Genomic DNA, 17,950 nt, shown 5'->3' with positions numbered 1-17,950 from the left:
TTAGCCGGCTCCGGTCAGTTTGTGGAACGTGTCTGCCAGATTCTGTGCGCCTTGCTCCTCGCAGATCACCTGTCCCGTGCCGTTTGCCAGCAAGCGGCCCTGGTGCAGAATCAACACCTTGTCTTGCTCCTGAACCTCTTCAATCAGGTGCGTGGCCCAGAGTACGGTCAGCCCGTCTTGCTCGCACAGGGTCCGAACGTGTTCGTTGAGTGCCCGCCGGCTGGCGACATCGAGGCCTACGGTGGGCTCATCCAGAAGTAACAGGGAGGGTTGATGAAGCAGTGCACGCGCAATTTCCACCCGCCGCCGGTGCCCCCCATTGAGCTGGCGAACCGCGTCGTCGGCCCGGTCGAGCAGATTGAACCGGGCCAGCTCCCGGTCACCACGGGCCCGGGCTTCTTTGCGGGACAGGCCATGCAGCGCGGCGTGGTAGTGCAGATTCTGGCGAACGGACAAGTCCAGATCCAGGGCATTCTGCTGGAACACCACGCCGATCTTCCGCATCGCCTCTGCGGGCTGTTTTCTGAGCGACTGGCCGCCCAGCAAGACATCGCCCTGCTGCAAGGCCAGTAGCCGGGTGAGCAAGCCAAACAGGGTGGATTTACCTGCCCCGTTTGGGCCCAGAAGTGCATGGAAACGGCCAGAGGTCAGCGCGAAGCTGACCTCCTTCAGAACCGCTTTGTCTCCGTAGCGGAAGCTGATGTCCCGGGCTTCGATGGTCATGAAGTCGGATCAATCACCACACCCCAGGGGTAGCGGCCCACCTTGATGGATTTGATGACCTTGAGCTCGTCTACATCAATCACAGAGACATCGCCAGAGACACCGTTGGTGGTGTAAAGGAACTTCTCATCCTTATCCAGTGCCAGCTGCCATACCCGGGAACCGACCAGCAGATAGTCCAGAACCTCATAGGTCTGGGCATCCACCACGGCGACGTGGTTGGACGGCCCCAAGGCCACAAAGGCGTACTTGCCGTCAGAGGTCAGCTGAATGCCAACCGGCTGAACGCGGTCCTGGGGTACGCCGCGGATCTTGAAATCAATCTGCTTGATCTCTTCGATGGTGTCGACGTCAAAGATGTGCACGGTGCCGCCGATTTCGGCTGAGGCCCAGGCGATCTTGCTGTCTTTGGTGAACTCCACATGGCGGGGGCGCTGGCCAACGACCACGTTCTTCTCGATTTCGAAGGTCTCGGTGTTGATCCAGTGCAGCATGCTGGTGGTTTCACTGGTGTTCACCGCCCACTTGCCGTCGGGACTGACTGCCATACCCTCCGGCTCGATGCCGACATCAATCTGGGCCAGCACATCCTTGGTTTGTACGTCTACCACCGTCACGATGGCATCGTCCTCATTGGCAATATACAGGTGCCGGTTGTTCGGATGCAGGGCGAACTGCTCTGGGTCCTCGCCGGAGGGCAGGGTGTCGATGATCTTCCGGGTGGCCAGGTCCAGCACCTGCACCGTGTCATCGTCACTGGCACAGATATAGAGTTTGGTGAAGTCCTTCGACAACAGGATACCTCTGGGGCGTGCGCCAACCTCAATGGTATCGATCACTTGGTGGGTGTCTGTATCGATCACAGACAGGGTGTTGTCCTTCTCGTTGGAAACGTAGGCCAGGCTGGCCACTGCAGGTCCGGAAAGACCGATCATGGCCGCTAGAGCAGCGTGTTTGAACAATGATTTCATGGTGTTGCTCCTTCTTGTTTTCAAAGTGGCGCCGCTCAGGGTCAGCCGTTGATACGACACTGGCTTTCGGGCTTGTCGAACCCGAGGGTGTCCATTTCGGTATTGGGGTGCAGAAAGCCCTCGAAGGGGGCCTGAGCCACCAGACTTCTGGGATGCACCAGCGGGATTGGCTGGCGCAGTTGTCCGTTCCAGTCCCTAAAGCTCAGACTGCGCCCCTTGAAGGCGGCCAGCTGGAACTTGTCGGTAAACAGGAAGTCGCGAATCTCGCTGGCGTCGGCCACTTTCAGATCGGTGACCGCCGTGCCAATTGAACGGACAGCGGCCCAGGCAGCGTAGTCGTCGCCATTCATATCGCGCTCGGCCAGGGCCCGGAACCGGTTCTGAAGCTGCGCCGCGCCCCAGGCTTCAACCACCCGGTGCCAGGTAACCGGCACCATGCCCTGGGTGCCGACCACCGGCCTCGGCAGCCAGGTATTGAAGGGAACGTATTCGCCAAAATCGCCACGCACGTCGGCCACGACCACGGCATCATAGTTGCGGGCCTGGGTGAATGCGGGCAGTTCCTTGGCGGCGGTGCGGCGCAGGTCAGCGTCGAAGGTCCAGGGCTTGTCCTGGACAATCTTCAGACCAAAACGCTTGGCGGACCGGCGAAACGCATCGGCCCAGGCCCTGTCTTCGTCGGTCGGCCCGGTAATCAGAAACAGATTGTTCCAGCGCCGCATATTCAGCCACTGGCCCAGTGAGTCGGTGAGCATGGCGTAGCTGGGCACGGTATGAAGCAGGTTAACGTGGCATTCGGCAGTGCGAAGCGCATCGTCTTTGGCGCCGGCATTGAACACCAGGGCGTTATCGCTGGCCAGCCCCATAATCGCCTGCACGGTCTGGGCTGGGGCATTGACCACAAACAGGCGCGTACCGTTGGCTTGCATGGACTCGAAAGCTGCCAGGGCCTCTTCGTGGGAACCGGCAACTTCACTGTCCAGCTCATAGTTTTGCCCAAGGAATCGCCCGGTGGTCTGATTGTCGGCCAGCCCCAGTTCAGCGCCACGCAAGCCGGCGTCTTCGGGGTCTGCTATCACGTTGGATAACACAGGGCCCCTGTCTGGCACCCACTGCAGGTAGCCGATGCGAACGTCGAGAGACTCCGCCTGGAGAGAGCCTGCGCTGAGCACGGTGAGCAGGGTGGCTGCCGCTGTCCTGGATAACAAAGACATTGGATTCTCCGGTTTGTTGTTGTGATTCCAGCTTAGAGAAGGGGCAATGCCGGTGAAATATTCAGAAAGTAGGAAAGTGCCAGTACTAAAGAACTATTCCGGTTAAAGCTGGCGGGTTTAGCATGAGGGTGGACAGGCTGTTTACCCGCAATGGATAAAAACAATGACGGTATATCGGAAGATATCTCTATTGATGCTGGCGGTTTTTCTGCTCATCTATCTGCTCGGAGCGCTGTTTTACATCCAGCAGGCCCGCCATGATGTCCAGCGGGAACTTGGCGGTGTTGCCGGCCTTGCACAGAGTTTGGAAAGCCCCGACGGTCTCCCGGAGTCTGTCGTTAGCGGCATGCGTCACCTGACGCCGGCGGGTGATACCGGTACTGAAGTAAGCAGGGATGTGCCTGCCTGGTTCTCAGCACTAATTGCTAGAGAATTTCACCGGCCAGTGGTTAATGGCTGGCAGGTTGATCCCGCCGATGAGGTTGAGGAAATCTGGGAAGGGTTCCTGCTGGTTTCCGGTGCCTACGCGATTGGTACCTGCCTGTGCTTCCTCGCGCTGTTTGTTATGGTCAGGCGCGGCATGCGTACCCTCGCCAGCCTCTCTGAAGCCATGGGGGCAATCTCGGCGGGTCAACTCACTTCCCGGCTACCGCGTCAGCAAGAACAAGAGCTGGACTCTCTGATTTGCCGTTTCAATTCCATGGCCGAGGCGCTTCAGTCGGAACAGCAGACCGTCAGTCGACTGCTCAACGAACTGCTTCGGTTGCAGGACCGGGAGCGTGAACATATCGCCCGTGTACTCCATGATGACCTGGGGCAATACCTGACGGGCATTCGTGCCCAGGCGCGAAGCCTGCTCTACGATCCCGGCCTGAACGATCGGCAGAAGAAACAGGCCAGTGACCTGGCGGAAAACTGTGAGACCATCCAGAGGCATTTCCGTCACCTGCTCCAGGATTTGCATCCGCTGGTGATGGAGCAGTTGGGTCTGGGCAGCGCAATCCGGCATCTGACCGAACAATGGCAACAGCTTAGCGGCCTGGAGTGTCGCCTTGCGATGGACGACCGCTTGCCAGAATTTACCGGTGAGCAACAGACACACCTGTACCGGTTTCTCCAGGAGGCCTTGAACAACGTATCCCGTCATGCCAATGCGTCCTGCGCGACATTGGCGGTAGCCCTTAACGCCACGGAACTGAGCATTGAAGTGCGTGATGATGGCGTCGGAAACGATTGTCTGCCCGACAACGCTGGCCTGGGTGTGCGGTCCATGCGTGAGCGTGCCAGATGCCTGGGTGGTGAAGTAAAGTTCTTCAGTCGAATGGGCGAGGGCACCCGAATCCGGCTTGCCGTCCCGCTTACCCGACTGTGCCCAATCCCGGGGAGCATCGTGTGAAACTCATGATTGTGGATGATCATCAGGTCGTTCGCCAGGGGATTGCGAATCTCCTGCGTTCAATGCTGCCCGCGGTGGCGATCACCGAGGTCGACAACGGCGAGGATGCGGTCGCTTGCTATGGAGGGTTGCGGCCAAATGTGGTGTTGCTCGATATGGGGCTTCCCGATATCTCTGGTTTGGAGGTTGGGCGCCGACTGCGCCAGCGCTGGCGCGGTGCGGCCATTCTTTTCTTCACCATGCACGATGAGCTGCCCATGGTCAGGCAGGCTCTGGATATTGGCGGTTCGGGGTTTGTCTCAAAAAGCTGCGCCCCGGAGGAGCTGGCTGAAGCGGTGAAACGGGTCGCTGCTGGCCAACCCTACATCGAGCATCCGATTGCGACCCGTCTGGCAATGAACCAGGAGCGGCCGGTAGACCATCGGCTCAGGGATATGACCCAAAGGGAAATGGAGGTTCTTCTGATGTATGCCCGGGGTGAGAGTGTTTCAGGTATCGCTGGTCGATTGTGCGTCAGCAACAAGACGGTGTCTAACCACTTGGCGGGCCTGAAGAGCAAGCTTCAGGTTGCCTCGTCAGTGGAGCTGATTCATCTGGCGGTGGATGCTGGCCTTGTTCGTTATGGTCAGCTGGAGGAAGCAAGGCGGGTCTGAGCCCGCCCTGGTTCACCAGTCGAAGGGGCAGGCTGTGCAGCCCTCCATATGGGTTCCCTCGAACGTGGCGTAGTGAATGCGGGTTCCGGTCAGGTCGGCATCGGCCAGGTTGGCCAGCCCCAGCTTGGCTTCCTGAAGGTTTGCCCCCCGCAGGTTGGCGCCCTTCAGGTTGGCCTTTGGCATCCAGGAGATCTCGAAGCTGCTGAAGGGCATGGTGGCGTTCACCAGAGTGGCACCGGAAAACCGCGAGAAGTCGAAGTTGGCTCCGGTCAGGTCTGCCTCGCTGAAGTCCGCTCCCTGGGCGAACAGATACTCGCCCTGCATACCCTGTAACTGGGCATTCTTCAGGGACGCGCCCCTCATGCTGGCCCGGTAGGCCTGGAGCCGATATCCGGTAACATTGTCGAGAGTCGCCCCATCAAGGTTGGCACCGCGGAGGCTGGTATGGCTGATATTTGCGCCAGACAGGTTGGCACCGCGAAAGTTGGCTGAGTGCAGGTCCATATTGGACAGATCCGCCCCCTGTAGGTCAGCGCCGGCGCAACTAGCTTTGCGTTCCAGCTTACAACCGTTGATGACGGGGATTTGATCCATATCGGCCATATAGTCACTGGCCAGTGCCGATACGGTGAACAGTAACAATGAGGCGGTAATAACAGGTTTCATGATTTCACCTCTGACTCATAGGCAGAAAAAGGGGCCCGGCGAACTGCCAGGCCCAGTCCGGAGGAAGGTTAGCGGGAGGCCTGTGCCCAGGAGGGCATCTTGAATACCCAGAACGAACCTCCCTGGGAGACAGGTTTGGTCAGTTCGGCCATATCGCCGCCCCAAAGCGGAACTGCACCGCCGTAGCCGGAGGCGATGCCTATGTATTGCTCGCCGTCTATCTCCCAGGTGATCGGCGAAGAGATGATTCCCGAGCCGGTCTGGAATTTCCAAAGTTCCTCACCGGTCTTGGCATCGAACGCTTTCAGGTAGCCGTCTCCAGTGCCTGTGAATACAAGGCCGCCTTTGGTGGTCAGAACGCCGGCCCAAAGTGGCAACCGCTCTTTGTGTTCCCATTCGATCTCGCCGGTGAGCGGGTTCGTGGCTCGAAGGATGCCTACGTGGTCGTCATACATTCGCTTGATTCGAAAGCCTTGTCCCAGGTAGGCGGCCCCTTTCTTGTAGGTAACTTCCTCGGTCCAGTAATCTTCTTTCCAATGGTTGGCGGGTATATAGAACAGTCCGGTGTCCTGGCTGTAAGCCATAGGATTCCAGTTTTTGCCACCCAGGAAGGGCGGAGAGACTTCGATGGATTCGCCACGGGTTTCACCCTTCGGGACGGGCGGTGGGCGCTGGCCTTTTCTTTCCACGGGGCGGCCTGTTTCCAGATCGATGTGACTGGCCCAGGTAATGTTGTCAACAAATGGGAACGCTTTCTCGAGCTTACCGTTCGTGCGGTCGACCACATAGAAGAAGCCATTGCGGTCAGCGTGCGCGGTGGCTTTTACCTCGCGTCCGTCATCTGTGTACTCAAACAGCACAAGCTCGTTATTACCGGAAAAATCCCAGGCATCGTTCGGTGTGTGTTGGTAGAACCACTTCACCTCACCTGTTGTGGGGTCTACGCCAACCTGTCCCGACGTATAGAGGTTGTCATAATCCTGAGGGTTGCCACCCGGTGATGTGCGGGCCCAGGTGTTCCAGGGTGCGGGATTGCCGGCACCGATGATGATGGTGTTGGTCTCTGCATCGAAGCTGGCGCTTTGCCAAGGGGCTCCGCCGCCATGACTCCAGGCTTCAACCTTACCGGTGTCACGGGAGGAGTCGTCGGGCCAACTGGGCGCGCGAGGATCACCGGTTGGCGTGCTTTTTTTACCGTTGAGACGGCCATAATGGCCCTCGACGAACGGGCGCATCCAGATTTCTTCGCCGGTATCCGGGTCTCGGGCAAACAGCTTGCCTACAACGCCAAATTCATCACCTGAGGATCCGTGAATCAGCAAAACTTTGCCGGTCTTCTGATCCTTCGCGAGCGTGGGTGCGCCGGTCATGGTGTAGCCGGCTTCGTGGTCACCGAATTTCTTTCGCCAGACGACCTTACCGGTATCCTTGTTCAGGGCAACAATGCCCGCATCCAGAGTACCGAAGAAGACTTTATCACCAAAAATGGCAGCGCCACGGTTGACCACATCGCAACAGGGGCGAATGCCTTCTGGCAGCCGGTGACTGTATTCCCATAGCCGTTTTCCGGTTTTTGCATCCAGGGCCCACATGCGAGAGTAGGAGCCGGTTACATAGATAACACCGTCATGAACCAGTGCCTGGGATTCCTGCCCCCGTTGTTTTTCATCGCCAAACGAAAATGACCAGGCCGGAACCAGTCGTTCCACGTTGTCCCGGTTGATGGTGGTCATCGGGCTGTATCGTTGGGCCTTGGGGCCTATGCCATAGCCCAGCACGTTCTCGGTTGTTTGTGCATCATTGGCGATATCTTCCCAGGTTACGTTTCCGGCATTTGCCTGGCTGGCGAGACCTACCGCTGATCCGAGGGCCAGAGCCAGCCCTATCCCCCGCAGTAGCGGGCGCTTGCGTGTCTTGAAGTTCATTGTCTTTCCCCTTGTTTTTTGTTGTACCCATCGTCTTGCTCAAGGCATCGACGCCACGAGTATTGGCTTGGGGGGACGCTGTGGCGACGGAAAAAAGCATCGGATCAATGGGATGAAACCAACAGGAATCGGGAAAAGTTCCCAGGGTATGGCCATCATCATGAAAAACCGGGCGTTCTCTATGGGCAATGCGGAAGCTCATGCTTTGGCGTTGACTCTGAGCGTTTACTACTAAGGAACTAGTGTCTGAAAGCGAAAGTGGCATTCTATCGCTAGCACGGCCTCACCATACTTGTGGAAAGCTGCTGGTTGACGTCACACAAAAACAGCGCCAGCCATCGTGATTCAAAACAAGAGGTGGTCTAACCATGCTGACACACGTTTTCATTCGAACCCTGCTCGCTGCCACTTTGTCTGTTGGCGCTTCCTCCGCCTGGTCCCACGGGGATGTGACACCGCAACCGGTTGATACCGGTGCCTTGCCCGACCTTGGCAAGGAGCTGCGCGCGGAAAATCCGTTCCGTGAGGGCAACGAACACGGCTCACTCAACGAAGAAGCCATCAAAATTGGTCGCAGTGGCTATGCCGGTAACTGCGCTGTTTGCCACGGCATCGAGGCCATGTCTGGTGGCCTGACGCCAGACCTGCGTGAACTGGAAGAGTGGGACGACGAATACTTCATTGGCCGGGTCACCAACGGCACCGGCCGCGGTATGCCCTCCTTCAAGGACAATCTGGATCAAACCGCGATCTGGGCCATTCGCACCTACGTTGAGTCGCTGCCCAAGCCGGAATAATCCGGTTTGGAAACGATTTGTCGTCAGGAGGGTGAGTGATGAAAGCTGCGTTTCGTGTTTTGCTTGTGGTGTTTGCGATGCTGGCGGCGGTGGCGCATGGCCAACAGCCGCGCCTGCTCATTCCGGATCGCACCCTGGATATTATCCAGGATTCGGGTTTTCTGAACGTCGGCATGTATAAGGACTTTCCGCCTTACTCCTACGAGGAAAATGGTGAGGCGAAAGGTGTGGATGCGGATCTCGGTCGGCAGATCGCCGAGGCACTGGGTGTGGCGTTCCGGCCCTACTGGATCATTCCGGATGAAAACCTGGGGGACGATCTTCGCAACCACATCTGGAAAGGCCATTACCTGTCCAAAACACGCGTGGCGGACATCATGATGCGAGTGCCCTACGACAGTGTGTTCAAGTACATGCGTGACTCAACCGGCGAGATGATTAATGAGCAGGTGGTGTTTGTGGCGCCTTATCAGCAGGAGCGTTGGCAGATTGTGTTCGATGCCAGCAAGTTGGATGACATCAATACCGTCGCCAAATTCCAGTACCACCCGATTGGTGTGGAGATTGATACCCTGCCGGCCACCTACATGACCTCCTCGTTTGGCGGTCGCATGCGTGATCAGGTGCATCACTACATGAGTGTCGCCAAGGCGTTCGAGGCCATGGCAAGTGGTGAAGTGAGCGCCGTCATGGGCATGCGCGCGGAGCTGGAACACAGTCTGAAGTCTTATCCGGACCGTCCCTTCGTAAAGGCCAGCAATGGCTTTCCTGGTATCAGTAAACCGGTTTGGGATGTCGGCATCGCCATACGGCATACCCACCGTGCCCTTGGCTACGCCGTTGAAGCCGCTGTCGACCGGATGATCCGCAATGGCGAAGTGGCCCAACTGTATCAGCGGCATGGGCTCTCCTTTGGCCGCCCTGGATACTATGACGCGATTCTCGGGCCGGAAGAAGCCGAGTAGCCTTTGTGGACCGAATCCAGCCCGCCCCAGTGCGGGCTTTTTCGTTTCTGGCGGAGTCTTACTACCAAGTGATGAGAAAACCTGTGCGTGGGGTTAATTGTTGCAAATGCGGGTGCCAACAAGAATGGGTACAGAGGCGGGAAAAGTTCCCGGTTCGCCATCGAATCTGAAAACAAGAGAATTGGAGAACGCAACCATGAGATCAATCGCGATCGGCAAGACCTTTGCGGCCAGTGCCCTGGCACTAGCCGTTTCCTTCGGGGCCCACGCGGTCACCGACCAAGACCTGCTGAACGACCATAAAAGCATCGACAGTGTCGTGACCTACGGCATGGGCTATCAGGGCCAGCGCTACAGCCCTATGAAAACCCTGAACACCAAAAACGTTAAATATCTCCAGCCAGCGTGGGCGTTCTCCTTCGGTGGAGAGAAACAGCGTGGCCAGGAATCGCAGCCGCTGATCAAAGACGGTGTGATGTACGTGACCGGTTCCTACTCCCGCATGTGGGCAGTAGACGCCCGCACCGGTGAGGAACTGTGGCAGTACGATGCCCGCCTGCCAGACGGCATTATGCCCTGCTGTGACGTGATCAACCGGGGCGCTGCCATTTATGGTGACAAGGTTTACTTCGGTACTCTGGATGCCAAGCTGGTCGCGCTCAATAAAGACACCGGTAAGGTGGTCTGGATCAAGAAGGTTGCCGATTATCAGGAGGGCTACGCCATCACAGCCGCGCCCATCGTGGTCAACGGCAAGTTGATTACCGGCGTGTCTGGTGGTGAATTCGGTATCGTGGGTAAGGTTGAAGCCTACGACGCCAACACCGGTGATCTGCTGTGGACCCGCCCGACAGTAGAAGGCCACATGGGCTATGTCTACAAGAACGGCAAGAAGATCGAGAACGGTATTTCCGGTGGTGAGGCCGGCAAGACCTGGCCTGGTGATATGTGGAAGACCGGCGGCGCGGCAACCTGGCTGGGCGGCACCTACGATCCGGAAACCGATACCCTGTTCTTCGGCACCGGTAACCCGGCGCCCTGGAATTCGCACCTGCGTCCAGGGGATAACCTGTACTCCGCGTCCCGGGTTGCGATCGATCCGAACGACGGCAGCATCAAGTGGCATTTCCAGACTACCCCGAATGATGGCTGGGATTACGATGGTGTCAATGAGCTGATTTCCTTTGATCTGAAAGAAAAAGGAAAAACCATCAAAGCGGCTGCCACGGCGGACCGTAACGGGTTCTTTTATGTGCTTAACCGTGAGGATGGCTCGTTCATTCGCGGTTTCCCATTTGTTGACACCATCAGTTGGGCAACCGGCCTTGACCCGAAAACCGGTCGCCCGATCCTGAAAGAAGGCGGTCGCCCGGGTAACCCGGCGGACCTGGATGGAGAGAAGGGTGAAACCGTTGTCGCCTTCCCGGCCTTCCTGGGCGGCAAGAACTGGATGCCGATGGCTTACAGCCCGGATACCGAACTGTTCTATGTGCCCTCCAACGAGTGGTCCATGGACATTTGGAACGAGCCGGTTTCCTACAAGAAAGGCGCTGCCTATCTGGGTGCAGGTTTCACCATCAAGCCGGCTAACGACGACTTTATCGGCGTTCTGCGGGCCATGGACCCGAAAACCGGTAAAGAAGTGTGGCGCCAGAATAACCCGGCTCCGCTCTGGGGTGGTGTAATGACGACCGCTGGCGGCCTGGTGTTCACCGGCACACCGGAAGGTTTCCTCAAGGCCTTTGACGCCAAAACCGGCAAAGAACTCTGGAAGTTCAACACTGGCTCCGGCGTGGTTGGTACCCCGGTGACCTGGGAAATGGACGGCGAGCAATTCGTCTCCGTTGCCTCCGGTTGGGGTGGTGCGGTGCCTCTGTGGGGCGGTGAAGTGGCCAGGGTGGTTAAAGACTTCAACCAGGGCGGTATGGTCTGGACCTTCAAACTGCCGAAAGACCGGGTGGCTGGCAAGTAAGTTGTCGATCGACCTTTGGGCTGCCTTCGGGCAGCCCTTTTTGCTTCAGGCTGCCTGGTAACGCGCGGTTTTTGCCACAGAGTGGTCAATGTCCTCAAGCACCGCCCGGTCGGTTTTGCCGATTGGTAAGTCATAGGTGATGGTGGCGCCATAGGCGTTGGGACTGTGTGGGTCGTGTCGGGTTTTGTCGAAGACCAGCAACCGGGTGCCCAGATAGAAACCTTCCTTGAGGTCGTGGGTCACCATGAAAATGGTGGTGCCTGTTTCCCGCCATAGCTTCAACAGCAGGTTATGCATGTCGCTGCGAATGCCGGGGTCCAGGGCGCCGAAGGGTTCGTCCAGCAGAAGCACACGGGGCCTCATGATCAGGGACTGGGCAATGGCCAGGCGCTGTTGCATGCCGCCGGAAAGCTCATGGGGCCACTTGTTGGCGGATGGGCTCAGGCCGACGGACTCCAGCATGGCGTCGACCCGCGCCAGTGCATCTTTGCGGGCACGGCCGAACAACTTCCCGAGCAACGGCTTCTGTTCCAGTTCCAGCCCCATCAGTACGTTCTGTCGTACGGTGAGGTGGGGGAAAACCGAGTAGCGCTGAAATACAATGCCACGGTTACGATCGGGTTCGGCGGGAAAGGCGGCACCATCAAGCAGCAGTTCGCCACGGGTCTGGGTTTCCTGCCCCAGCAGCATTTTCAGGAATGTGGATTTTCCGCACCCGGAAGCCCCCACCAGCGTGCAGAACTCACCCTGTTTGACGGACAGGTTGAGGTTTTCCAGAACTACCTGGTCACCGTACTCTTTCCAGAGATTGTTAACAGTAATAAAGCTCATCAGTGGCCTCCGGCGTTGTACCACGGGAACAATTTGCGATTGGCAAGGCGCAGCAGTTGGTCGATGACGATAGCAAGGATGGTGATCCAGATAACGTAGGGCAGGATCACATCCATGGCCAGGTAGCGCCGCACCAGGAAGATCCGATAACCAAGGCCTTCGGTTGAAGCGATGGCTTCAGCGGCAATCAGGAACAGCCAGGCAGGCCCCAGGCTGAGCCGAACCGAATCAATCAGGCGTGGTAGGGTTTGGGGCAGGGCCATGCGAGTGATCACCTGCCACGAATTGGCACCCAGGGTCTGAATCTTGATCAGCTGTTCGCCGGGCAGTTCCCGGACCCGCTGTGCCACATCCCGCATCATGACCGGCGCCGTGCCAATGACAATCAGCATCACTTTGGACAGTTCGCCAAGGCCAAACACTATGAACAGAATGGGCAGTATCGCCAGCGGTGGCACCATCGACAGGGCGGAAACCAGGGGGGCGAGGTTGGCCCGGATCAGGGGCAGAATTCCGTTCAGCAAGCCCACCACCAGCGCCAGCGACGCAGCAATACCCACCCCCATACCGAGGCGCTTCAAGCTGGCGGCAGTGTCCTCCCACATCAGGTAGTTACCGCTGCGCCTGTCTTCCTGAAAGGCCATACGGTCAACCGCTGCGGTCATCTGCTCGAGACCAGGTAGGAGTTTGTCATTGGGGTTGTCGGCCAGGCGCTCCTGGGAGGCCAGGCTGTATATCAGCATGATCAGCAGAAAGGGCAATAACCCCAGCAAGGTGGCTGAAACCCGCCCGGGGTGGCGGTTGATCAATCGCATAGTCGGTCTCCTCTGGTCACACAACACGGCAAGGTGATCGCGGGTTGGCATCCCTTGCGATTCGGTCTCCCGGGCTTTTGTCCCGCCGTGTAACCTCCCAGAGGTCGGTAACTCTCGGACCAGTCATCCTGCTGTTGCTGATCACAGCCAGGACCGGAACCCTAGTCACCCATTTGTCTTCGTTGTATTGCCGCACGTGTTGCGGTGTTGCTGCGAACGGACTGCTTTCAGAAAACAGCGTTTGCTTGTCGGTTTGGTAACAAGCCTTTGCAGATGGCGTGCCAGTTCCCGTAATGCCGTGCTCGAGGTGTTGTCCGGCTTTGTGATTGCTGCTGAGCTGCGCTATCCCGGTGCATGGCCGCACAGGGTGCACCGTTATGACGCCTGCTCCGACAGCAGTTCTTCGGCGGCAGCCAGAATCTTTTGCTGGCTTTGTGATTCTCGCCCGGGGCCCCCGGCAATGTGGCCCCAGTCCGACGCCAGCACCTCGAGCCTGGCTCCCGGCATAAGCAGGGCATCCTGTTCCGCATCGTTGGCGGTAAAGTAGAGGTCGGTAGAGCTCGGTATAACGCGCGTTGGCATGGTTAACGCGGCAAGTGCCGCCTGATAGTTGCCCTCAAACACCGGGTTGTTGCTGATATCTCCCTGCTGCCAGGTGTTGAGTGTTGCCAGCAGGTTGTTGGCATCCTGCGCCAGGTGGTCCTGTTCCCAGAATTGCAGTAAGCCTTCAATCGACTGGAACCCCAGTTCGCGCCAGCGCTCATGCCGGAAAAATGCCTGGGAGTACGCCCAGCCCGCATAGACCCGGCCAAACGCACGCAGCCCACGTTCCGGCGGCTGTTGATACCGGCCGTCCTGAAAAGCCTGGTCGCAAGACAGGGCGGATTTAACGCCCTCCAGGAATACCTGGTTGTGCGGGTAGCATCGGGCGGTGCAGCAGGTGGCGAGCACGGAACGGACCTGCTCCGGGAACAGGCAGCCCCACTGCAATGCCTGCATGCCCCCCATGGACCAGCCCATTACCAGCGCCAGGCTGGCACCACCGAATACCTTGTCGACCAGTCGTTTTTGCAGCATCACGTTGTCGTAAAGGCTGATGGCCGGGAAGCGGCTGCCCGATTGCGACCCCGGCGTGTTGGCGGGTGAAGAAGATTCGCCAGCCCCAAGCATGGAGGGGATGACAATGCAGTACTTATCGGGATTGAGCGGGCTGTTTGGCCCCACCCACGGATGGTTGCCCGCCGCTGCACCACCATAGTACGTGGGCAGCAGGATCAGGTTGTCTTTTGGTGCATTGAGGTGCCCGATCTGATGATAGTGCAGGCGAGCCGAGCGAAGGGTCTCTCCACTGGATAACGGCAGGTCTCCTGCTTCGAAGTCATCTTTAAACCATTGGTTTTTGGTCATTTTAGTTCTCCTGCTTCCAGACGTTTTCAGGTTCCGGAATGCCGCCTCTTCAGTTTATATATACATGCTGGCATGTAAGTTGAATGGGGAAGACGTAGAAAGAAACGTGCCAGAACACACAACGACAGCCCGTGTTAACGGGTACCAGAGGAATCAAGATGACTGACCTGACCAACACCCAGGCCCTGAAGCAGCAACTGACTGATGCCGGCGTGAAATACGCCATTGCCAGCTATGTGGATATCCACGGTATCACCAAGGGCAAATTCGTGCCGGTGGCCCACCTCGGCCAAATGATGGAGGGCTCGGAGCTATATACCGGCGCCGCACTGGACGGCGTGCCCCAAGACATCTCCGACGACGAAGTGGCCGCCATGCCAGACGCCAACGGCGTCGCCATCTGCCCCTGGAACCGACAGCTGGCGTGGTTTCCCGGCAACCTGTATCTGAATGGCAAGCCGTTTGAGGCCTGCTCCCGCAACATCTTCCGCCGGCAGCTCGACGCCGCAGCCGGGATGGGCTACCGATTTAATCTGGGTATTGAAACCGAGTTCTTCCTGTTCAAGGACACCGAAGACGGTGGCTTTGCCCCGCTGAGCGACCGCGACACCCTTGGCAAACCCTGTTACGACCCGCGTACCCTGATGGACAATTTCACCATCATGGACGAGCTGGTGGATGCCATGAACGAGCTGGGCTGGGATGTGTATTCCTTCGACCATGAAGACGCCAACGGCCAGTTCGAGACCGACTTCAAATACGCCGATGGCCTGACCATGGCCGACCGCCTGGTGTTCTTCCGCATGATGGCCAACGAAATCGCCCGCAAACACGGTGCCTTCGCCAGCTTTATGCCCAAACCCTTTGCCGACCGCACCGGCAGCGGGGCCCACTACAACATGTCGCTGGCGGACATCAAAACCGGCGAGAACCTGTTCGAGCCCAACGGTGATGATCTGCACAGTTGCGGCATCAGCAAGATCGCCTATCACTTCATCGCCGGCGTGCTGAAACACGGTGCGGCCATCAGCGCCGTCATTGCCCCCACGGTCAACAGCTACAAACGCCTGGTACGCCAGGGCAGTATGTCTGGCTCCACCTGGGCCCCGGTGTTCATGTGCTACGGCTCCAACAACCGCACCAACATGGTTCGAATTCCCGGTGTGGGTGGCCGTATCGAATGCCGCGCAGCGGACATTGCCTGCAACCCCTATCTTGGCAGTGCCCTGATCCTGGCCGCTGGCCTGGAGGGCATTCGCGAGGGCCTGGACGCCGGCGCCCCGCACCACGAGAACATGTACAACTACAGCGATGCCGAGATCGCCGAGCAGGGCATTGAGTACCTCCCCCGCAACTTGGGGGAAGCGGTCGAAGCCTTCGAGGCCGACCCGCTGGCCAAGGAAGTCTTCGGCGAAGCCATGTTCAAGAGCTTCGTTGACTACAAGAAAGGGGAGTGGGAGAGCTACCAGAACCACGTGTCAGAGTGGGAGGTGAAGCGCTACCTGAAAATGTTCTGAGCATGTGAGTTTGACGACCGCGCTGGCAAGCGGGAAGGGGTTCAGGGACACGCTGTGAATACGTCCCTGTACGCTCGACAAAAACATCCATGTTTTTGACGGTCCCTGAACCCCTTCCCGCTCACCAGCGCTACTTCATGCATTGCCGTTCCGCGGCTCACGCCCGTTCGGGATTAAGGCTTACCGAGTAGCGTCCAGAACTGCCGTTGAAAAAACGGCATTTCCTTCTTCAGCGAGAACAACTTCGGCGCAAACAGCCAGGTTTGGGTAATACCCATCAGATAGGTGTAACACAGCAACCCCAGATCCTTCGGATCCTCCTGCGTCGAGATCATCCCTTCCTCAACAGCCCGCCCGACCAGGTCCTGAAACAACCCGATGATCGACTTCGTCAAAGCCCGTTCACGCTTCAACGTCCGGCTCATGGCGTCCGTCAGTTCGGTTTTGTTCAGCAGAATCTCGAACGATTGCCGATACTGCCGGTTGTTGGCCAACAGACTCAGCCACTGCTCGATAAACCGGTCCATTGCCTCAATCGGCGTATCCCGCATCGCCGCACACTCGGCAACCAGCACCTCCAACGGTTCCTGGGAGTAACCCAGCACCGCCTCGTACAGGTCGTCCTTGGTCTGAAAATGCCAGTAAATCGGCCCGCGACTGCAACCGGCTTCCTTGGCAATCCGGCTCAGGGTTGTCAGGGAGTAACCGTCCCGGCTGAACAGGGTGAGTGCGGCTTCCAGGACGGTCTGGCGGGTTTTTTCGGCATCTTCTTTGGTGCGACGCATAAAGGGCTTTTTCTCGACGGCTTACAGTGCAGTTGGAAGGTTGGTGTGGGAATGCCTTTCCAAAACTGTGCGGAGCCAGGGATGGCGGAGCCCAAGCGTCACATGGATGTGCCGAAGGAGCGTGTTTTGGAAAGGCATTCCCACACCAACCCACCTGCGAAGTTTAAACAAAAACGGGCACGAATGTTCGTGCCCGGTGGTTGTATTGGTTAAGTTTGAGTGGCGTTAGATTTCGCCATCCGCTGCCATCTGCATGTAGCTGTCGTTAAACCGCAGCTTCACATTGCTGGAATCACCCATGATCGAGCCATCCGGAAACTCGATGCCGACAAAGTCCGGACTCATCGCTCCCTGGCCCAGCAAGCCCTTATCAAACGAGAACTGACGAACGCTATCCATCGCCTCCCGAGCCTCTTCGCTGCGAATAAACTCCACCGAATTCTCCGGCTTCCAGAACATCTTCATACCCGCCAACTGCGCCTCATAACCGGCCTGATCCGTCCCGGAAATCTCACCCAGAAACGCCCGTGCCTCCTGGCCCTGCTCAGAATCAGACGCCAGAATGCTCATGGTTTCATACCAGGCACCGACCATCGCCTTACCCAGCTTCGGGTTGTCCTCCAACGTCTTGGTATTCACCAACGTCAGATCCTTGATGTGGCCCGGAATCTGGCTGGAATCGAACAAGGGCGTGGCACCGGGGTAATTGGCTACCTCGGTCAGCAGCGGGTTCCAGGTAGCCACATGGCGCACGTCGTTGGTCTGGAAGGCAGACACCAGGTCGGCATCGGAAATGTTCACCACCCGGATGTCACGCTCTTCCAGCCCCACGGTATCCAGCGCCCGTACCAGCAGGTAATGGGACACCGACAGCTCCACCAGGTGCACTGTTTCGCCTTTCAGGTCCTCAATGGATTTGGCGTCCTTGGACACCAGGCCATCGTTGGCATTGGAATAGTCGCCTACGATCAGCGCCGTGGTATCAATGCCCGATGCAGCAGGAATCGACAGGCCATCCATGCTGGTGGCTACCACAGCATCAAACTGACCGGCGGTGAATTGGTTGATGGATTCGATGTAGTCGTTCACCTGCACGATATCCACCTCGATATCGTACTTGTCTGCCCACTTCTTCATGATTCCGAAGTCCTCGGCATACTGCCAGGGCACCCAGCCGGCGTAGATGGTCCAGGCAATACTGAAGGAATCCTTTTCCTGGGCCAGGGCGCCCATGGACAGGGAGGCGGTCATCAGACCGGCCGCAAGACGTTTTTTGAAAGTGCGTGTTTTCATGGTGTCTCTCCTCGGGCCAT

At 58.0% G+C, this 17,950-nt stretch carries 17 protein-coding genes and 1 riboswitch; of the genes, 7 read left to right on the top strand and 10 right to left on the bottom strand.

Annotated elements, in window-relative coordinates:
• From FIV08_RS16555 to FIV08_RS16545, 3 genes are read right to left on the bottom strand one after another with little or no spacing between them, the layout of a single operon-like run.
• Positions 1 to 723 (bottom strand): ABC transporter ATP-binding protein, encoded by a 723-nt coding sequence (locus FIV08_RS16555; RefSeq protein WP_152439134.1) that lies wholly within the window; start codon positions 721 to 723, stop codon positions 1 to 3.
• Positions 720 to 1,694: a YVTN family beta-propeller repeat protein gene (locus FIV08_RS16550; RefSeq protein ID WP_152439133.1), complete on the bottom strand. Its 975-nt coding sequence runs from the start codon at positions 1,692 to 1,694 to the stop codon at positions 720 to 722. Before FIV08_RS16550 ends, FIV08_RS16555 begins: the two co-directional genes overlap by 4 nt.
• Before the next feature lie 41 nt (positions 1,695 to 1,735).
• Positions 1,736 to 2,908 carry an ABC transporter substrate-binding protein gene (locus FIV08_RS16545; RefSeq protein WP_152439132.1) on the bottom strand — a complete coding sequence of 391 codons (1,173 nt, stop codon included), beginning with the start codon at positions 2,906 to 2,908 and terminating at the stop codon, positions 1,736 to 1,738.
• Positions 2,909 to 3,101: 193 nt separating this feature from the next.
• On the opposite strand from FIV08_RS16545, the gene FIV08_RS16540 reads away from it, so the two are divergent.
• Both FIV08_RS16540 and FIV08_RS16535 read left to right on the top strand, forming a co-directional pair.
• Complete coding sequence (locus tag FIV08_RS16540; RefSeq protein ID WP_228715445.1) at positions 3,102 to 4,304, top strand: sensor histidine kinase; 1,203 nt, start codon at positions 3,102 to 3,104, stop codon at positions 4,302 to 4,304.
• Complete coding sequence (locus FIV08_RS16535) at positions 4,301 to 4,957, top strand: response regulator transcription factor (RefSeq protein ID WP_152439130.1); 657 nt, start codon at positions 4,301 to 4,303, stop codon at positions 4,955 to 4,957. The genes FIV08_RS16540 and FIV08_RS16535 overlap by 4 nt, the downstream gene beginning before the upstream one ends.
• A gap of 12 nt (positions 4,958 to 4,969) precedes the next feature.
• Here FIV08_RS16535 and FIV08_RS16530 read toward each other — a convergent pair whose 3' ends face one another.
• Together FIV08_RS16530 and FIV08_RS16525 are read right to left on the bottom strand one after the other, a co-directional pair.
• Positions 4,970 to 5,623: a pentapeptide repeat-containing protein gene (locus tag FIV08_RS16530; RefSeq protein WP_152439129.1), complete on the bottom strand. Its 654-nt coding sequence runs from the start codon at positions 5,621 to 5,623 to the stop codon at positions 4,970 to 4,972.
• Positions 5,624 to 5,691: 68 nt separating this feature from the next.
• Complete coding sequence (locus FIV08_RS16525; protein ID WP_172972292.1) at positions 5,692 to 7,548, bottom strand: methanol/ethanol family PQQ-dependent dehydrogenase; 1,857 nt, start codon at positions 7,546 to 7,548, stop codon at positions 5,692 to 5,694.
• Positions 7,549 to 7,660: 112 nt separating this feature from the next.
• Between FIV08_RS16525 and FIV08_RS19915 the strand changes: the two genes are divergently transcribed.
• The 4 genes from FIV08_RS19915 to FIV08_RS16510 all read left to right on the top strand — a co-directional run bounded on the left by FIV08_RS19915 (position 7,661) and on the right by FIV08_RS16510 (position 11,282).
• Positions 7,661 to 7,783, top strand: coding sequence for a hypothetical protein (locus FIV08_RS19915; protein ID WP_267313111.1), 123 nt, complete (start codon positions 7,661 to 7,663; stop codon positions 7,781 to 7,783).
• Between the two features lie 133 nt (positions 7,784 to 7,916).
• Complete coding sequence (gene pedF, locus FIV08_RS16520) at positions 7,917 to 8,345, top strand: cytochrome c-550 PedF (protein ID WP_152439128.1); 429 nt, start codon at positions 7,917 to 7,919, stop codon at positions 8,343 to 8,345.
• Positions 8,346 to 8,383: 38 nt separating this feature from the next.
• Entirely contained in the window at positions 8,384 to 9,310 is a 927-nt protein-coding gene (locus tag FIV08_RS16515) for a substrate-binding periplasmic protein (RefSeq protein WP_152439127.1), read from the top strand.
• Between the two features lie 196 nt (positions 9,311 to 9,506).
• Positions 9,507 to 11,282, top strand: a complete 1,776-nt coding sequence (locus FIV08_RS16510) for a PQQ-dependent methanol/ethanol family dehydrogenase (protein ID WP_152439126.1) — start codon at positions 9,507 to 9,509, stop codon at positions 11,280 to 11,282.
• Positions 11,283 to 11,327: 45 nt separating this feature from the next.
• On the opposite strand, the gene FIV08_RS16505 is transcribed toward FIV08_RS16510, so the two are convergent.
• The 3 genes from FIV08_RS16505 to FIV08_RS16495 all read right to left on the bottom strand — a co-directional run bounded on the left by FIV08_RS16505 (position 11,328) and on the right by FIV08_RS16495 (position 14,335).
• A complete protein-coding gene (locus FIV08_RS16505) occupies positions 11,328 to 12,113 on the bottom strand; it encodes an ABC transporter ATP-binding protein (RefSeq protein WP_152439125.1) in 786 nt (261 codons plus the stop codon).
• On the bottom strand, positions 12,113 to 12,928 hold the full coding sequence (locus tag FIV08_RS16500; protein WP_152439124.1) for an ABC transporter permease: 816 nt from the start codon (positions 12,926 to 12,928) through the stop codon (positions 12,113 to 12,115). The genes FIV08_RS16505 and FIV08_RS16500 overlap by 1 nt, the downstream gene beginning before the upstream one ends.
• A 64-nt stretch (positions 12,929 to 12,992) precedes the next feature.
• Positions 12,993 to 13,104, bottom strand: a riboswitch (guanidine-I (ykkC/yxkD leader).
• A gap of 199 nt (positions 13,105 to 13,303) precedes the next feature.
• Positions 13,304 to 14,335, bottom strand: a complete 1,032-nt coding sequence (locus FIV08_RS16495) for an alpha/beta fold hydrolase (protein ID WP_152439123.1) — start codon at positions 14,333 to 14,335, stop codon at positions 13,304 to 13,306.
• A gap of 158 nt (positions 14,336 to 14,493) precedes the next feature.
• Here FIV08_RS16495 and glnT point away from each other — a divergent pair, with 158 nt between their 5' ends.
• Positions 14,494 to 15,852 carry a type III glutamate--ammonia ligase gene (gene glnT, locus FIV08_RS16490; protein ID WP_152439122.1) on the top strand — a complete coding sequence of 453 codons (1,359 nt, stop codon included), beginning with the start codon at positions 14,494 to 14,496 and terminating at the stop codon, positions 15,850 to 15,852.
• Positions 15,853 to 16,025: 173 nt separating this feature from the next.
• On the opposite strand, the gene FIV08_RS16485 is transcribed toward glnT, so the two are convergent.
• Together FIV08_RS16485 and FIV08_RS16480 are read right to left on the bottom strand one after the other, a co-directional pair.
• Positions 16,026 to 16,637 (bottom strand): TetR family transcriptional regulator, encoded by a 612-nt coding sequence (locus tag FIV08_RS16485; protein ID WP_152439121.1) that lies wholly within the window; start codon positions 16,635 to 16,637, stop codon positions 16,026 to 16,028.
• 225 nt (positions 16,638 to 16,862) lie between these two features.
• Entirely contained in the window at positions 16,863 to 17,930 is a 1,068-nt protein-coding gene (locus FIV08_RS16480) for a putative urea ABC transporter substrate-binding protein (RefSeq protein ID WP_152439120.1), read from the bottom strand.
• Positions 17,931 to 17,950: the final 20 nt, after the last annotated feature.

It is taken from the genome of Marinobacter sp. THAF197a, assembly GCF_009363275.1.
Lineage (GTDB): Bacteria > Pseudomonadota > Gammaproteobacteria > Pseudomonadales > Oleiphilaceae > Marinobacter.
The sequence above is the reverse complement of the archived record's forward strand: the minus strand, read 5'-3'. Positions and strand labels throughout refer to the sequence as shown.

What these genes read in the sequence shown, in the direction of transcription:
- FIV08_RS16545 (WP_152439132.1), bottom strand. Translation starts at nt 2,908, where the DNA reads ATGTCTTTGTTATCCAGGACAGCGGCAGCCACCCTGCTCACCGTGCTC.
- FIV08_RS19915 (WP_267313111.1), top strand. Translation starts at nt 7,661, where the DNA reads ATGAAACCAACAGGAATCGGGAAAAGTTCCCAGGGTATGGCCATCATC.
- FIV08_RS16515 (WP_152439127.1), top strand. Translation starts at nt 8,384, where the DNA reads ATGAAAGCTGCGTTTCGTGTTTTGCTTGTGGTGTTTGCGATGCTGGCG.
- FIV08_RS16505 (WP_152439125.1), bottom strand. Translation starts at nt 12,113, where the DNA reads ATGAGCTTTATTACTGTTAACAATCTCTGGAAAGAGTACGGTGACCAG.
- FIV08_RS16495 (WP_152439123.1), bottom strand. Translation starts at nt 14,335, where the DNA reads ATGACCAAAAACCAATGGTTTAAAGATGACTTCGAAGCAGGAGACCTG.
- pedF (WP_152439128.1), top strand. Translation starts at nt 7,917, where the DNA reads ATGCTGACACACGTTTTCATTCGAACCCTGCTCGCTGCCACTTTGTCT.
- glnT (WP_152439122.1), top strand. Translation starts at nt 14,494, where the DNA reads ATGACTGACCTGACCAACACCCAGGCCCTGAAGCAGCAACTGACTGAT.
- FIV08_RS16485 (WP_152439121.1), bottom strand. Translation starts at nt 16,637, where the DNA reads ATGCGTCGCACCAAAGAAGATGCCGAAAAAACCCGCCAGACCGTCCTG.
- FIV08_RS16500 (WP_152439124.1), bottom strand. Translation starts at nt 12,928, where the DNA reads ATGCGATTGATCAACCGCCACCCCGGGCGGGTTTCAGCCACCTTGCTG.
- FIV08_RS16480 (WP_152439120.1), bottom strand. Translation starts at nt 17,930, where the DNA reads ATGAAAACACGCACTTTCAAAAAACGTCTTGCGGCCGGTCTGATGACC.
- FIV08_RS16550 (WP_152439133.1), bottom strand. Translation starts at nt 1,694, where the DNA reads ATGAAATCATTGTTCAAACACGCTGCTCTAGCGGCCATGATCGGTCTT.
- FIV08_RS16540 (WP_228715445.1), top strand. Translation starts at nt 3,102, where the DNA reads ATGCTGGCGGTTTTTCTGCTCATCTATCTGCTCGGAGCGCTGTTTTAC.
- FIV08_RS16510 (WP_152439126.1), top strand. Translation starts at nt 9,507, where the DNA reads ATGAGATCAATCGCGATCGGCAAGACCTTTGCGGCCAGTGCCCTGGCA.
- FIV08_RS16525 (WP_172972292.1), bottom strand. Translation starts at nt 7,548, where the DNA reads ATGAACTTCAAGACACGCAAGCGCCCGCTACTGCGGGGGATAGGGCTG.
- FIV08_RS16555 (WP_152439134.1), bottom strand. Translation starts at nt 723, where the DNA reads ATGACCATCGAAGCCCGGGACATCAGCTTCCGCTACGGAGACAAAGCG.
- FIV08_RS16530 (WP_152439129.1), bottom strand. Translation starts at nt 5,623, where the DNA reads ATGAAACCTGTTATTACCGCCTCATTGTTACTGTTCACCGTATCGGCA.